The organism is Priestia sp. SB1 (genome assembly GCF_038898415.1).
On record NZ_JBBJSS010000008.1, the window covers coordinates 42,014 to 56,784 of the forward strand.

17 protein-coding genes and 1 pseudogene are annotated in these 14,771 nt (G+C 35.8%); 9 read left to right on the top strand and 9 right to left on the bottom strand.

Going from position 1 to position 14,771, the window contains the following annotated elements; all coding sequences use genetic code 11:
- Positions 1-257 precede the first annotated feature (257 nt).
- Together WKH56_RS26325 and WKH56_RS26330 are read left to right on the top strand one after the other, a co-directional pair.
- Positions 258-1,187 carry a DMT family transporter gene (locus WKH56_RS26325; RefSeq protein ID WP_221833585.1) on the top strand — a complete coding sequence of 310 codons (930 nt, stop codon included), beginning with the start codon at positions 258-260 and terminating at the stop codon, positions 1,185-1,187.
- 51 nt (positions 1,188-1,238) lie between these two features.
- Positions 1,239-1,799 carry a cysteine dioxygenase gene (locus tag WKH56_RS26330; protein ID WP_048018678.1) on the top strand — a complete coding sequence of 187 codons (561 nt, stop codon included), beginning with the start codon at positions 1,239-1,241 and terminating at the stop codon, positions 1,797-1,799.
- A gap of 198 nt (positions 1,800-1,997) precedes the next feature.
- On the opposite strand, the gene WKH56_RS26335 is transcribed toward WKH56_RS26330, so the two are convergent.
- On the bottom strand, positions 1,998-2,432 hold the full coding sequence (locus WKH56_RS26335) for an ArsI/CadI family heavy metal resistance metalloenzyme (protein WP_310884335.1): 435 nt from the start codon (positions 2,430-2,432) through the stop codon (positions 1,998-2,000).
- Between the two features lie 50 nt (positions 2,433-2,482).
- Complete coding sequence (locus tag WKH56_RS26340; RefSeq protein ID WP_033578631.1) at positions 2,483-2,812, bottom strand: ArsR/SmtB family transcription factor; 330 nt, start codon at positions 2,810-2,812, stop codon at positions 2,483-2,485.
- 404 nt (positions 2,813-3,216) lie between these two features.
- Between WKH56_RS26340 and WKH56_RS26345 the strand changes: the two genes are divergently transcribed.
- Genes WKH56_RS26345 through arsC form a run of 3 tightly spaced genes read left to right on the top strand, consistent with a single transcriptional unit; the run spans position 3,217 to position 5,328 of the window.
- Positions 3,217-3,564: an ArsR/SmtB family transcription factor gene (locus WKH56_RS26345; protein WP_154972799.1), complete on the top strand. Its 348-nt coding sequence runs from the start codon at positions 3,217-3,219 to the stop codon at positions 3,562-3,564.
- A gap of 18 nt (positions 3,565-3,582) precedes the next feature.
- Complete coding sequence (locus tag WKH56_RS26350) at positions 3,583-4,881, top strand: arsenic transporter (protein ID WP_310884334.1); 1,299 nt, start codon at positions 3,583-3,585, stop codon at positions 4,879-4,881.
- A gap of 24 nt (positions 4,882-4,905) precedes the next feature.
- Positions 4,906-5,328, top strand: a complete 423-nt coding sequence (gene arsC, locus WKH56_RS26355; RefSeq protein ID WP_049163975.1) for an arsenate reductase (thioredoxin) — start codon at positions 4,906-4,908, stop codon at positions 5,326-5,328.
- On the opposite strand, the gene WKH56_RS26360 is transcribed toward arsC, so the two are convergent.
- On the bottom strand, positions 5,301-5,687 hold the full coding sequence (locus WKH56_RS26360; RefSeq protein WP_243494454.1) for a DUF1565 domain-containing protein: 387 nt from the start codon (positions 5,685-5,687) through the stop codon (positions 5,301-5,303). The genes arsC and WKH56_RS26360 overlap by 28 nt on opposite strands.
- 175 nt (positions 5,688-5,862) lie before the next feature.
- On the opposite strand from WKH56_RS26360, the gene speG reads away from it, so the two are divergent.
- The gene (speG, locus tag WKH56_RS26365) at positions 5,863-6,387 is read left to right on the top strand and encodes a spermidine N1-acetyltransferase (protein ID WP_013056444.1); all 525 of its coding nucleotides are present in this window, start codon (positions 5,863-5,865) and stop codon (positions 6,385-6,387) included.
- Between the two features lie 198 nt (positions 6,388-6,585).
- On the opposite strand, the pseudogene WKH56_RS26370 reads toward speG, so the two are convergent.
- The 5 genes and pseudogenes from WKH56_RS26370 to WKH56_RS26390 all read right to left on the bottom strand — a co-directional run.
- Positions 6,586-6,735 (bottom strand): annotated as a pseudogene (locus WKH56_RS26370) (stress protein); the annotation flags it as partial.
- Positions 6,736-6,793: 58 nt separating this feature from the next.
- Positions 6,794-7,555 (bottom strand): class I SAM-dependent methyltransferase, encoded by a 762-nt coding sequence (locus WKH56_RS26375; protein ID WP_168760619.1) that lies wholly within the window; start codon positions 7,553-7,555, stop codon positions 6,794-6,796.
- Between the two features lie 227 nt (positions 7,556-7,782).
- Entirely contained in the window at positions 7,783-8,601 is an 819-nt protein-coding gene (locus WKH56_RS26380; RefSeq protein WP_034264905.1) for a mechanosensitive ion channel family protein, read from the bottom strand.
- A 176-nt stretch (positions 8,602-8,777) separates the two neighbouring features.
- The gene (locus WKH56_RS26385) at positions 8,778-9,806 is read right to left on the bottom strand and encodes a serine hydrolase domain-containing protein (protein WP_342836984.1); all 1,029 of its coding nucleotides are present in this window, start codon (positions 9,804-9,806) and stop codon (positions 8,778-8,780) included.
- Between the two features lie 86 nt (positions 9,807-9,892).
- Entirely contained in the window at positions 9,893-10,462 is a 570-nt protein-coding gene (locus tag WKH56_RS26390) for a MarR family winged helix-turn-helix transcriptional regulator (RefSeq protein ID WP_028413823.1), read from the bottom strand.
- 243 nt (positions 10,463-10,705) lie between these two features.
- On the opposite strand from WKH56_RS26390, the gene lgt reads away from it, so the two are divergent.
- From lgt to WKH56_RS26405, 3 genes are all read left to right on the top strand, one after another.
- Entirely contained in the window at positions 10,706-11,521 is an 816-nt protein-coding gene (gene lgt / locus WKH56_RS26395) for a prolipoprotein diacylglyceryl transferase (protein ID WP_048018669.1), read from the top strand.
- Between the two features lie 245 nt (positions 11,522-11,766).
- A complete protein-coding gene (locus WKH56_RS26400; protein ID WP_221833600.1) occupies positions 11,767-12,813 on the top strand; it encodes a YeiH family protein in 1,047 nt (348 codons plus the stop codon).
- Between the two features lie 471 nt (positions 12,814-13,284).
- Entirely contained in the window at positions 13,285-14,244 is a 960-nt protein-coding gene (locus WKH56_RS26405) for an aldolase catalytic domain-containing protein (RefSeq protein WP_014460650.1), read from the top strand.
- A gap of 147 nt (positions 14,245-14,391) precedes the next feature.
- Here WKH56_RS26405 and WKH56_RS26410 read toward each other — a convergent pair whose 3' ends face one another.
- Complete coding sequence (locus WKH56_RS26410) at positions 14,392-14,727, bottom strand: L,D-transpeptidase (RefSeq protein WP_013056432.1); 336 nt, start codon at positions 14,725-14,727, stop codon at positions 14,392-14,394.
- Positions 14,728-14,771: the final 44 nt, after the last annotated feature.

Genomic DNA, 14,771 nt, shown 5'->3' on the forward strand with positions numbered 1-14,771 from the left:
GGAGAGTTGGCATTTTTATTTTTGGTAACAGACTCTTTAGAATTTAGCCTATACATGGCTATAAACTCCCAAATTTAGTTTTCTATACATAAACATCTATAGCTATTTTAATGAAGATTAAGAAATAGTGATAACGATACAAATACTAAAGTTTCTACTATTTTTTTTAGAATGGCATGATTTTTTTCATTTTCCTTTCGAAAAGGCATATGTTAGTTAATAAAAGATACCTTTATTGTTGAAAGGAAATTGATCCTATGATTGCGTCAAAGGTTAAATTTGCTGCCTCGTTCTATGCAATAATGTCTATTAGTTTTTGGGGAATTTCCTTTGTCTCTACCAAAGCTGTTTTAGATAAACTAGATCCATACACACTCCTTGTTCTTCGTTTTGGAATTGGGGCACTTTTTTTATTGGTATTATTAGTGCTAAAGAGATATCCATTAAACATTCCGCTTAAGTATATTCCTCATTTGATTGTGTTAGGTATCCTTGGAGTATTCATTCATCAAGTTATTCAGGCAACAGCACTTCTCACAATAAATGCTTCTGCAGCAGGGTGGATTATTTCGTTTTCTCCTGTATTTACGGTCATTCTCTCCGTATTTTTTTTGCATGAAAAGATGACGTTATTAAAAGCATCAGGGATTATTGTAGCTATTATTGGCGTTCTACTGGTGACCACTTCTAGCAATCAGCATTCACTTCAGCTTCCGGTTAATATCGGTTACCTGTTAATGATTTTAAGTACGTTAAACTGGGCAATCTATTCTGTCCTATTAAAAAAGCTGGATATCCAACTTCCCTCTCTTGTTGTTACGTTTTATATGTGTTTAATAGGATTTACTCTAACGACTCCTTTTCTCGTAAGAAATAAAGGCTGGGAGATCATGCCTTTTTTAACAAGCGTGGAGTGGGCTCATTTATTATTTCTCGGTGTATTCGTTTCAGGTGTTGCCTATTGGTACTGGGCAAAGGCATTAGAGGTTTTAGAGGCGTCCCAGGTATCTCTGTTCCTTTATTTAGAACCAGTAGCGACATTGATAACAGCTGTTTTACTGTTACGAGAAAAGATTATTCCCGTCAGCATATTAGGAGGAGTCATAATTATAGTGGGAGTGATTGTAGCCAATGGAAGACTACTAACTTTTTTAAGGTACTTGCCGTGGAGAAACAAAAAATTGTAGCTATGCAGAAAAACCAAAAATTTGTGCTGCTCATAAGGAGGTAATGCGTGTATGAGCTTAATTGAACAGGTAAAGCATATTTTAGATAACTTGGACTCCCCTACCAAATTGGAACTGAGAGAGGCTCTTTTGGCTTTAGATATAAACTTTAATGATTTAAAACCACTATTGCAGTCAGCAAAAGACAAGCCATACTATAGAAAGCTTCTCTATCAAAATGACGAAGTGGAATTACTTGTTATGAATTGGTCAGCAATAGAGTGTGCTCCTCACGATCACGGTCATTCGCATGGATGGATTCAAGTAGTAAATGGTACAACTATAAATACGGTTTACGAAGTTAAAGAAAACCAAATGCCAGAAGAGCTGTTTTCTCAGCATCAGGGAAAAGGTAAGCTTTTTTTTGCTCCCAAGAAAGGTGTGCACAAGATGAAGAGTGCTGAAGGCGCGGGTCTAGTTACTCTTCATCTCTACTCTCCCCCAATCAAGGAGATGATGGTTTATGATTTCAAAACATGCGCTGCTTGCATTGTATCTGATGATTGTGGAGCGTGGTGGCCAGATCATCTTCGTCAAAAGGTAAGAGAGATTCAATTAAAGAAGAAAGAATGATGTTTGTTGACCCTTGGAATATTTCTCATACAGAAACAAAATAACTGTTTAGTCGAGTTAAAGGACGTACATCACGAGATTTTCTTGTTTACAGTTAGCTGTCTTAGTAAGAAAACTCCACTAAACATAATCGATTTTATGCTAAATAAAAAAGACAGAAAGAGTCTACTTCTTCCTGTCTTTTTTGTCATTTAAGCATCAGCAACATGAGTTGCTGGCAGGTGACTTTTCATTCACCCCAACGCTATCCTCAGTCTTATGAACCTCACTATCAGATTTCGTAAAAAAAAACTCCCACTCGTTCCCGTCAGGATCTGTTACCCAAAACTTATCTTGCACAGCATAGCAGCAGGTCGTATCTATTTCTTCCCGAGCAAAGAATCCCTCTTTTTCTAGTCGTGATTTATGAGAATGAATCTCCTCAGGAGTTTCTACTTGGAAGCCGAAATGATTCACTTGATTACCTTTTACATCGTCACGTACGTTCAAGGTGAAATTTAATCCGGGTTCATCTAACAAGAATTTAGCATAATCTATTTTCGTTTTCACAGGTTGAACGCCAAATACCTTTTGATAAAACTTAATGGACGCCTCTAGATTCGTTACATTAATTCCTACATGAACATATTTCATTCACACTTCCTCCTTCGCATGCTAAATAATATTATTTGGAATGTAGTAAATTAAGAACATGGGCCGCTTTTACTTGTATCTTTTCTAAACAAGCAGCATAGTTCTTCTGATAAGAGATGGTTCACCTCTTTATCATTTAAATCGTAATAACTCCATGTCCCTTTTGTTTCTTTTGTGATGAGGTTTGCTTCTAATAAAATCTTTAAGTGGTAGGAAAGTTTAGATTGAGACATCCCAAAGAATTCAGTTAGATCACATACGCATGTCTGTCCTCGCTGGCAGAGCTCATACATAATTTCTAATCTCTTTTGATCAGCAAGAGCTTTAAATTTTTGTTCGTACTGTTTAAATGGGTGCTTTCCTTCCTTGACTGTTTCCATTGTCATTCTCCTTCATCAATTTTTTTTGATTTAAAGTTCGAAGCTCTCGGTAGCTTTTTTAAAGTTACTGTATGTAGTTTCCCCTCTTAACGTAGGATCTTGATGAAAAAAACGCTGAAAGATTAGACTTTGTGCTTCCTTATAGTTCATCCCTTGAGTGTTCATAACTAAATGAAAATAGGCTCGAAAGTACGTAACCGATAAGTTTCCAGAGTTGTTGACTCTCACTGCTTTCACTCTCACTTTTATAAATCAATTTTTTTTGATGTATTCATCATATCTGGAAAATTTAGATAAATCAAGACATTAATCAAATTTTTTTGTTTAATAGTAGTGTATATTTTTGTTGAATGTATAATAAAATACTTATATAATTATATTTGAAAATAAGGAGGTGAGTTGGATTGGATGTAAAAGTACAAATAGAAATGGAGAAAGCAGCACAGATACTGAAGCTGCTTGGCGATAAGACAAGATTATCTATGATGAAACTGCTCCAAAATAACGAGTGCTGTGTTTGTGAGCTAGTTGAAATTTATAAAGCAAGTCAACCGGCTATTAGCCAACACTTGCGTAAATTAAGAGATATCGAACTTGTAAAGGAAAGACGACAAGGACATTGGATTTTCTATTCATTAAATAAAGAAACCGGCTATTATCAGTTTGTCCTTAATATACTTGAATCTTTACCAAGCGAAGATGGACGATTAAAAGAACTAGAAAAACAAGGATTACGCATTAGTTGTTGCTAATAGTAGGAGGTTTGTAAAGTGGTATCAGTTATAGTAGCCTCCCTCATCTTCTTAGTGACATTGATTTTTGTCATTTGGCAGCCAAAGAACTTGTCTATTGGTTGGTCAGCGTGTGGAGGCGCAGTAATAGCTCTTTTAGCAGGTGTGGTTGATTTCCATGACGTGCTGGATGTAACTCAAATTGTATGGAACGCAACGTTAACGTTTATTGCAGTTATTATTATTTCTTTAATTTTAGATGAAATTGGATTTTTTGAGTGGGCAGCGTTACATATGGCGCGTGCTGCAGGAGGAAATGGCGTTCGCATGTTTGTATATGTATCCCTCCTAGGAGCTGTAGTAGCCGCATTATTCGCAAATGATGGGGCAGCCTTAATTCTAACACCTATCGTACTTGCTATGGTGCGGGCACTCAAATTTGAAGATAAAATGGTCTTTCCTTTTATTATCGCCAGTGGATTCATTGCGGATACAACATCGTTACCTCTTGTAGTAAGTAACTTGGTCAACATTGTATCAGCTGATTTCTTTGGTATTCGTTTTTCTGAATTTGCCTCACGCATGATTGTGCCAGATTTATTTTCACTTTTGGCAAGTATTACTGTCTTGTATTTGTATTTTCGTAAAAGCATCCCTAAGAAATACAATCTAGATGATTTACAGAAACCTGTTGAGGCCATTAAAGACATGAAAATGTTCCGTTTATCAGGAATCGTTTTATTTATTTTAGTTCTTGGTTACTTTATTGGTGAGTTCTTCAATGTTCCAGTTTCTATTATCGCAGGTATTATTGCCATTTTATTCTTAGGAATAGCAAGAAAAAGCCCGGCTGTTCACACGAGAAAAGTGTTAGCAGGAGCTCCGTGGGCGATTGTTTTCTTTTCGATTGGTATGTATGTTGTTGTGTATGGATTACGCAATGTGGGGCTAAGTGAAGTGCTAGCAAGCCTTATTCAAACAACCGCTGATCAAGGATTATTTGCAGCAACCATTGGTATGGGATTTATTGCAGCCATTCTCTCATCGACTATGAACAACATGCCAACCGTGATGATTGATGCTTTGGCCATTGATGCAACTTCTGCAACAGGTACGATTAAAGAAGCTCTGATTTATGCAAATGTCATTGGTTCGGATTTAGGACCAAAGATTACACCTATTGGCTCTCTAGCGACGCTCTTATGGCTTCATGTTCTCTCGACAAAAGGAGTTAAGATTTCTTGGGGAACTTATTTTAAAACAGGTATTATCTTAACCATCCCAACATTGTTTATTACACTTGTTGGTTTATATATTTGGTTATCAATTATTTCTTAACACATCATAAAGGAGATTTTACACATGTCTAAAAAAACACTTTATTTCTTATGTACAGGTAACTCTTGCCGTAGCCAAATGGCTGAAGGATGGGCAAAAAAATATCTAAATAACAATGAATGGGATGTACGCAGTGCGGGATTAGAAGCTCATGGATTAAATCCTAACGCTGTAAAAGCAATGAAAGAAGCTGGTGTTGATATTTCAAACCAAACATCTGATATTATTGATCCTGAAATTTTAAATAATGCAGATTTAGTGGTTACATTATGTGGCCATGCAGCTGATCATTGCCCCGTAACACCTCCTCATGTGAAGCGTGAACACTGGGGATTTGATGATCCTGCAAAAGCAGAAGGAACAGATGAAGAGAAATGGGCATTCTTTCAACGTGTCCGTGATGAAATTGGTGAGCGTATTCAGCGTTTTGCCGAAACAGGTAAATAATTAATTAAGAAGCAGTCTATTTGTGTAGACTGCTTTATTTTTTCTCCACTAATAAGGGGCTTTTCACTTTTATAGTTCCTGAAAATAATAGGCTCTTGTTTAGTACCTGAACGGCTAATAATTAATTGTTCGTAATAAATGCCACCTCTGATGTAAACCGTAGTTCCGGGTGGAGCTGCTTCACTTGCCTTTCTTAATGTTCTAAAAGGTTTGCTTTTAGTACCTAAGTTTTTGTCGTCCCCTGTAGGAGAAACGTAGATCTCATGATGTATAGGTTCTACTGAAGGCTGATTAGCTGCCTCAACCCTTTGGTTTATACAACACAGTAAAATAAGAAAAATACCAACTACTTTTTTCATAAGATACTCCTTAAAGTTAATGAGTTTCACTTACAAGATGTTTAAATTATACTATTGCTCTTTTAATAAATATGTAAAACATCGCACTATGTCTTGTTATTTTTTAAAACTACAGCAACTTTTACATTTAAAACGGAAAGTGCTAAAGTAATGCTAGAATATGGAGGTTTGAGAAATGAATAAGGAACTTAAGTTACGTCCTTTGGAAAGAGAAGATTTAAAATTTGTCCATGAACTCAATAATGATGCAAATATTATGTCTTATTGGTTTGAAGAGCCTTATGAAGCTTTTGTAGAGCTACAGGACTTATATGATAAACATATTCACGATCAAGGTGAGCGTCGGTTCATACTAGAAAAGGACGGGGATATGCTTGGATTAGTGGAATTGGTCGAAATTGATTATATTCATCGTAGAGCAGAGTTTCAAATTATCATTGACCCTACATATCAAGGTCATGGTTACGCCATGGTTGCCACAAATCTAGCAATGAATTATGCCTTTTCGGTATTGAATATGCATAAACTTTACTTAATTGTAGACAAGGAAAACGAAAAAGCAATTCATATCTATAAGAAGGTCGGTTTTTCTATTGAAGGTGAGTTAAAAGATGAATTTTTTGTCGATGGAAGCTATCATAACGCTATAAGAATGTGTATGTTTCAAAAAGAATATTTACAAACCAAAAATAAAAACTAAGGTTGAATTAGTATAAGCTTCCTGCTCAGACGCAACAGGAGCTTTTCTCTTTTTAAGCTGTAGATGATATACAAATTTCTATTCTGCATGCTTATAAACATCCGGTCTCAGGCTTTCAAATATTGAAAAGAGCCCTTACCATGGCGGTAAAGGCTCTTCATATGCTCTTCCCTGATGGGAGTCTTATGTTATCTTTAGTTAAGGTCTATGAAAATTGACTGTTTTCTCGTCATCTCCTGTGCGTTCAAACCAACCTCTAAAGGCCCAGTTATCATAACCTCCATCACCTTCATTAATAAATGTTCCTTCTTCAAATATCCAGACTCCATACGTAATACCATCATAATCTACGGTATCGCCTAATTGGAAAAAGTTGCGGTAGCTTATTCAACATGATAATCAACTATTATTTAATAGATTTAGTCGCAATATAACAAGGCATATATTTGGTGATTTTTCCCTTGTGGTGATGATCTTCATAAAGATCTTGTAAGGTGAATCCAGCTTTTAGCTGTCCGCCAATTTGAGTTTCTAATGAATGGCTAAACTGTACACCGCCATTTTTTATAAGTTCTTCATCATTTTCTACTGTGTTTTTAGTTCCATCATAAGGTAATTTATTAACCACTTGTAATGCTTTCTCATCTTCTCCAAATAAATAAAGAGCAGGATTTGCAAAGCCAGATAGCAGGACGCCACCTTTTTTAAGAACTCTAAAACATTCTTGCCAAACGTGTTCAACATCTTGAACATAGCAGTTTGATACAGGGTTAAAAATCATATCGAACGTCTCATCTTCAAATGGAAATGTCTTACTCATATCCCCTTTAACTAAGTCAATAGAGTAGCCTTCTCTAGTGGACACCATTTTTTCTAATTCTAATTGCTTATCAGAGTAGTCAAAAACCGTAACTTCCGCATGTTGGGCTGCAAAGACTGGGCACTGCTGTCCTCCTCCGCTAGCAAGTCCCAATATTTTCGCTTTTTTAAATGGAATAAACCAGTTATGCGGAACAGGCTTACAAGGTGTTAAGTAGATATCAAAATTACCTTGAGTTGCATCTACAAAATCTTGATGATTAATAGCTAATGACCATTCTCCTCCAGCTGAAGCCCATTCATCCCACATTTCGGAGTTGATTTTTGTATAATTAGATTTTTGCGTCATAGTTAATCCCCCTTTACCTTTTTACGTACTTTGTTTAATTTTACCATGTCACTAGAAGAATAATTTAGATGTACTAATTAATTTGTTCTGTTTCAGATAATTAATCTGTACTAGAGAAGTACTTAATAGATATTTTTAAAAATAAAAAACACCCTTTTGAAAAATCAAAAGGGTGTTTATATCTTAAATATAAAAGTTTGTATATAAACAAGGTACGAGTTTTATTTTTAATGGCTTGTCTCGAAGCTTTCAGCCATCATAAGGTCATTTTTGTAGGCAGCCATTGCGAGTTCATATCGTACCTTTTGGCTCGCTTCTACAAAATCAGCTTCCTTTACAAGTCCTGATAATGAATATTGGTGACCTTTAAAACCTACGTTCAGTTCAGTAATTTGATTGAATTGAAAGCTCTCTATAGGAATTCCATTCACATCTTTTAACAAATATTGACCATATTTCTCGTTACATGTTTGTGCTACCTGCTCCATTACTTTGAAGGCATCGTCCGGGTTTTGCCTATAGTTGAGAATAAGACTTTCATTTACCCGGCGTCTTCCTCGGGTTCCGTTCTGAAGTTCCGTAATGTTGCTATATGAGACGGTATAGAGGTAGCCGTCATATTGACGAATCTTTAAGTAACGCATCGTAATTTCTTCTATTTTCCCTTGACGGTTTCCGTTGAGAATAACATAATCTCCGTGGTGGATCTGGCGTTCAAACAAGTAAGTCAGTCCCATTATATAATCACGGATGATATGCTGGAGGATTATTGCCAGGGCACTGGCTAACACTACCGAACTAGTGAGAATCTTTCCGAAGTCAAAGAAATGGCTAAGCACATAAATAAAGAAAAAAGCCAGCCCCAATACTCTTGTGACCTGATTAGAAAAGTGCATGAGCGTCTCTTCTCGTTTTTCATCTAAAAAGCTCGTTTTATCAAAGAAAAGCTTAATGAATTTGCGAATAAAATAAACGATAAGTACAATCAGCAGCCCTACCGTTAAAACCTTTACGGGAAACTGCTGGAAAAATTCAGTGAAAACCAACTTACCCACTCCTTATTTCTAACACTATACCAAAAAAATGTACGGAAAGACAAAAATCTTCGGTTCCTTACAAACCTTAATGATAATAGCACGGTTTCCTCAAAAAAAGAAGCATATTCTATGCTTCTTGAAGGTCGGTCATATTCGGCGACAGTCTTTCAAATTGTCTTCCATCCTTATATATCTTTTGAATTTTGGAGGCTTTCTAATAAAGACATTCCTATATGTTCATCCTTATTTCTACTTAGTCTATAATTAGCTAAAACGACGGAAGCAACTTTCTTTTCTTTATCAATCCCTAAAAATGAGCTGAAGCATCCTGTTCCACCGCCGTGCAATATCACATTATTGTTTTTCTTTAAAAGCAACCATCCAAGACCCATATCAAACTTCTTTGTTCCATTGGCGTATTTTTTATAACAAAAAGACAGATATGGGTTATCTTCATCCATATTTATTTTTGCGTATTTAAGTAAATCATCAGCGGTTGAGGATACTGCGCCCGCAGGTGATATAAAATTCCCCTTGTCCCACTGCCAGTTGCCACAATCATTATTTTTGCGGTCATAGCCATGTAGATTATTGTTTGAAGCGCCTAAACAAGTATCCTTTAGTCCAAGCTCATTAAGAAGAAAGTCATTCATAGTATCCCAATACCCCTTCCCCGATATCATTCCCAACACGTATCCAATAAGGGATATACCGAAATTGGAATACTTCCATGAATAATCTACTTCTTTTAATTTACTTTTTTCAATCAGCATCTTCATTTTGTTAAAATCCATATGTAACGGATTATTTTTATTCAAATCACTTCCGCCAAAAATCAAATTAAAAATTATTTTAAAATATTCCCGTTTATTTAAAGGTAAGCTTCCTGAATATCCAGAAGAGTGAGTAGCGAGGCGGAGCAATGTAGGATAATACGTGTCTTCCTTAAGTTCTTTTATGTACTTTCGTATAGAATCGTTTAGTGTCAACTTGTTTTCAGATATGTATTTTGATAGCAGCGATATAGTAAAAGTCTTAGTAATAGAACCAATTTCATAATGGTATTTTTCGGATGAGTCAATTTCACCGCTTTCATTATAAATTTTGATAACATATTGGTTGTCCGTTAAATAGCCAACGGTTAATTTCAAATTCTTTTTTCCTCTACAGGTCTTGTTAATTAATCGTACTGTTTCATCACTGATTTCAAACATAATGAGTGCTCTCCCTTATCCTTTATTTCGAAAATCATTAAAAGGATCGATATGCTTCAAAGTAAAGTAGCCTATCAAATTTATTTTTATAAGTTCTTTTTTATATTATCAATTGCTTGAACTCTTCGACTTTCAAGCTCCCTTATCACTCTCAACTGTAATTCATTGTGATCTTCATCCATTTTGATGTTGCCTTCTTCTTCAAATCCATCATGTTCTTCCCCGTCAAAGCTATAAAGTTTCTTTAAAAGCTTCCACATTATTTCCAACTCTTCGGTTGAAAACTTTTTAAAAAGGTCTTCCAAAAAGAAAATTCCTTTTTCTGAAACAACAAGCAGCGCCTCTTTTCCCTCTTTTGTGATTTTCACGTTAACTGCACGTTTATCTTTACTGCTAGGAACCACGTCAACATACCCCTTCTTTTCCATAATGGTAATTAACTGCTTGACGCTTTGTTTTGTGGTTCCTAATTTTCTAGCAATATTATTTAACGTTGTTTCATCTTCAGGTAAATGAGCAATTGCCACCATCGCCATATGCTGTCTTGATGTTAAGAGCTCAAGAGACTGATCTCCTTTCACCTGGACTTTATTTGCCAGAGAAAATAAGGTAGCGTAAGTTTGCTGCATTAAAAAAAGATCTTTATAAATATCCATATTAACCCTCCATTTTAGACAATATATTGTCTAAAATAATAGTATATTTTGGTAATTATGTCAATGTACTGTTTATTTTAATTTTGACTATTCTGTTACACTAAAGCAGGCAAAGAAATAGTGGCCTTTCGTAAGCAAAAGTTGTCCTTTCTATATCTAATTAGATATACTAAAAAGGCACTCTAATTTAATATCACTCTAAAAAAATGTAAGAAAACCGATATGAAGTAAAGGAGAAAAAACATGAACCAACACACACAACCTTTAAACCCTATCGCCTTCCACCTTGGTCCACTTGAGGTCCATTGGTATGGAATTATTATAGGGATAGGAGCTTTTTTAGGCTTTTTGTTAGCCTCGAAAGAAGGAAAGAAACGAGGTATCTCTTCAGAAACCATCTCTGATTTACTTCTGCTAGCACTACCCATTGCTATCGTTACTGCTCGAATTTACTACGTACTTTTTGAATGGAGTTACTATAAAGACCACCCAGGCGAAATTATAGCAATTTGGCATGGAGGCATAGCTATTCACGGTGGAATTATTGGATCTGTATTAACAGCTATATGGTTTTGCAGAAAAAAGAATCTTTCTTTTTGGAAAATGGCTGATGTTTTAGCTCCTAGCTTATTATTAGGCCAAGCTATTGGCCGGTGGGGAAACTTTATGAATCAAGAAGCACATGGCGGACCTGTTACACGTCAGTTTTTAGAAACTTTACATTTACCTGATTTTATTGTTAATCAAATGTATATCAATGGAACTTATTATCATCCTACATTCCTTTATGAATCCCTTTGGAACATAATAGGTGTTCTTGTCTTGATCGTACTAAGAAAATCTTTGTTAAAAAGAGGCGAAGTCTTTCTTACTTACCTACTATGGTATTCGATAGGACGATTTTTTATAGAGGGATTGCGTACAGATAGCTTAATGCTAACTTCTCATATCAGAATAGCTCAGCTCGTTTCTTTCCTTTGCGTGCTAGGCAGTTTGATCGTGCTATGGTATAGACGTAAAAAAGGCTTAGCAACTAGTAAGACTGTATCTCTCTCATAAGCACATATGTTTTTGTATGAATGATTTTTTAAAGAATTAAAGGATAAAAACATACAAAAGGAGCAAATTGATTTTCAGTAACTCTGAAGATCAACTTGCTCTTTTTTTGTTTCGTTTATTAATATTTTTAATCTTAATAATGATTTATCTATATTTTACTAATAATAAAATGTCTTTTATAGTTAAATTATACACTTCTTGTGTGAAGCCGTGCTTGATAAGAATTCATATTGGAGATGAAATGTATGATAAATATAAATAAAGCCCAAAAGCGGACTGTATTCTTACGAACAAATGCCCGGACGTCATCTAATGTTTCTTTATGGGCCGGAGGAATTGCTTTTACTTTTCTTTTTGCTTTACTTGCTTATGGATTAGCGAAAGTCCCGAGATTTAATCATATCGGTCCACTAGCCTGTTCAATTATAATGGCAGTAATCTATCGTCAAATTTGGGGATACCCCGAAAAAATAAGGTTTGGAATTGAGTTCTCTTGTAAAAAGCTGTTACGTTATGCGATTGTTTTATATGGACTAAAACTTAATATTGATGTTGTTATTCATCAAGGGCTAGGAATGCTACTTCGCGATGTGGGAACGGCTGTATTTGCGATTGTTTTAACAATTCTTCTAGCCAAATGGATGAAGGCTGATCGTGGTTTATCTCTTCTTTTAGGAATAGGAACAGGAATATGCGGTGCGGCAGCTATTGCAGCTGTTTCTCCGATTGTAAAAGCAAAAGAAGAAGATACAGCTATCGGAGCTGGTGTTATCGCTTTAGTGGGAACTCTATTTGCAATTGGATATACCATTTTAAGACCTTATATACATTTAACAAATATACAATATGGAATTTGGTCAGGCGTTGGCCTCCATGAAATTGCCCATGTAGCTCTAGCTGCAGCACCAGCTGGACGCGACGCCCTAGCTATTGGCCTGTTGGCTAAGTTAGGCAGAGTGCTTTTACTTGTGCCATTAAGCTTTATCTTAATGTACTGGATGAAGCGAACAGGAAAAATGGAAAAGGATACGAAGATTGAATTTCCTTGGTTTTTAATAGGTTTTATCATCATGAGTATTTTTGGAAGTTATGTCGTAGGCAAGCACCTTATCATACCTAAAACGATTATGAATGATATTTCAACTCTAACCACGTTTCTTTTAACAATGGCTATGGTCGGCTTAGGGTTAAATGTAAGTATGAAGGCTCTTCGAACAAAAGCATTAAAGCCGTTGATTGCGATGTTTATTACCTCTATACTCTTATCATTTCTTACGTTTTGGACGATGTAAAGACCAGTAAATTAAAATGATTAAGTAACAGCTAATACTTCGTATACAACTGTTAATGTGAAAAAGTCTTTTATTTCTCAGGTTTTAAATATCTTTCCAAATTTATGGATTAATTATAGAGAAATCTAAACCTATACTAGATACTAATGGCAGTTCCTCTCCTTAATAAACGGTTTCAATTAAAAAACACCCTTTATTGCAGTAAGTAGTGATGTAATAAAGGGTGTGTTTGTATATACTAGGGGTTGTAGTGCTGAACTTGGTGTTGTTTTAAGAGCATCAAGCGGATGAAAAGATAAAGCATCTTCTACCCATGGAATACAGTAAAGCATAGACACATTTAGAAAATACATTGACGCCTTTGAATCAGTCATGGTATAAACACAATAGGAGAGTTTAGTGCTTAAAAGCATAAAAGCGATAAAGTTTAAAAAAATACATAAATAGACGACATAGGAGGAAATAAATACCATGGAACATAATAGCAAAATTATAGACTGTACCATTCGTGACGGAGGTTTAATTAATAATTGGGATTTTAGCGTTGAATTTGTGCAAGACTTATATAACGGCCTAAGCGCAGCCGGCGTTGAATATATGGAGATCGGTTATAAAAATTCACCTAAGCTTCTTCAAGCAACTGAGCCCAACCCATGGAGATTTCTTGACGATAACTTTCTCAAAGAAATTATCCCTGAGAAAAAGTTCACGAAGCTATCTGCTTTAGTAGATATCGGGCGTGTAGATTCGAATGACATCCTGCCGCGTGAACAAAGTATGTTAGATATGATTCGAGTGGCATGCTATATTCGCGAAGTAGATAAAGGCTTAGAGCTTATAAAAATGTTCCACGATTTAGGCTATGAGACTTCACTTAACATTATGGCACTATCTAGCGTACCGGAAAATCAGCTTATTGAAGCATTTGAAATGGTAAAGAAAAGCCCCGTAGATGTTGTGTATATTGTTGACTCCTTTGGAAGCCTAGACCCTGCCGATATCGAGCATCAAGTGAAAAAGTTCCAAGCCATGATTCCTAGCAAGCAGCTTGGGATCCATACGCATAACAACATGCAACTAGCTTTTGCTAATACATTAACTGCGATGCGTAATGGCGTTACATTCCTTGATTCATCTGTTTATGGTATGGGCCGTGCAGCTGGTAACTGTAACACAGAGCTGCTTGTTAGCTACATACCAAAACCAAGCTATGAGATGAAGCCGATTCTTGGCGTAATTGAAAAGCATATGCTTGAAATGCGTCAAAAGTGGGAATGGGGCTATATCATTCCTTACATGATTTCTGGTGTGCTGAATGAACATCCACGTGTTGCTATGGCTTACCGTGATAGCGAGGATCGTGACAAATTCGTAGATTTTTATGACAAAGTAACGTCTCCAGAAGTTACTACGTCTCCAGCATCAAAATAAGTTAAAATGCTAAAAGTACCTCTGTTAATCGGGGTATTTTTTTGTTTTCGTACAAAAAGCCCATGATTGTATAGCATATCCTTAAACTTTGATACCCTCGATCTCGACAATTAACTAAATGTAAACAGTCGTGCTCTTCTTAAACTATTATTTATGTATATAAACCGGCGTTCCAATAGGAACTGCAGAGGAAAGTTCTAGAATATCTTCATTATCCATTCTGACACATCCATGTGACATATCTCTGCCAATAGAAGCTGGATCATTGGTCCCGTGTATTCCATATGTAGGCTTTGACAGTCCCATCCATAAGGGGCCAAATACAGCTGGAGGGGTCGTATCTTTATTAATGATTTTAAATTTTCCAGTTGGAGTTGGAGTAATCATTTTCCCTACAGCAATAGGATATGTCTTTACTAATTTAGCTCCATCATATAGTTTTAATTGATGCTGCTTTATTGAGACATCTATCCTTTTTGCCATAGAAGAACCCCCCACCCTCTTATAATTTACTATACATGAAATTT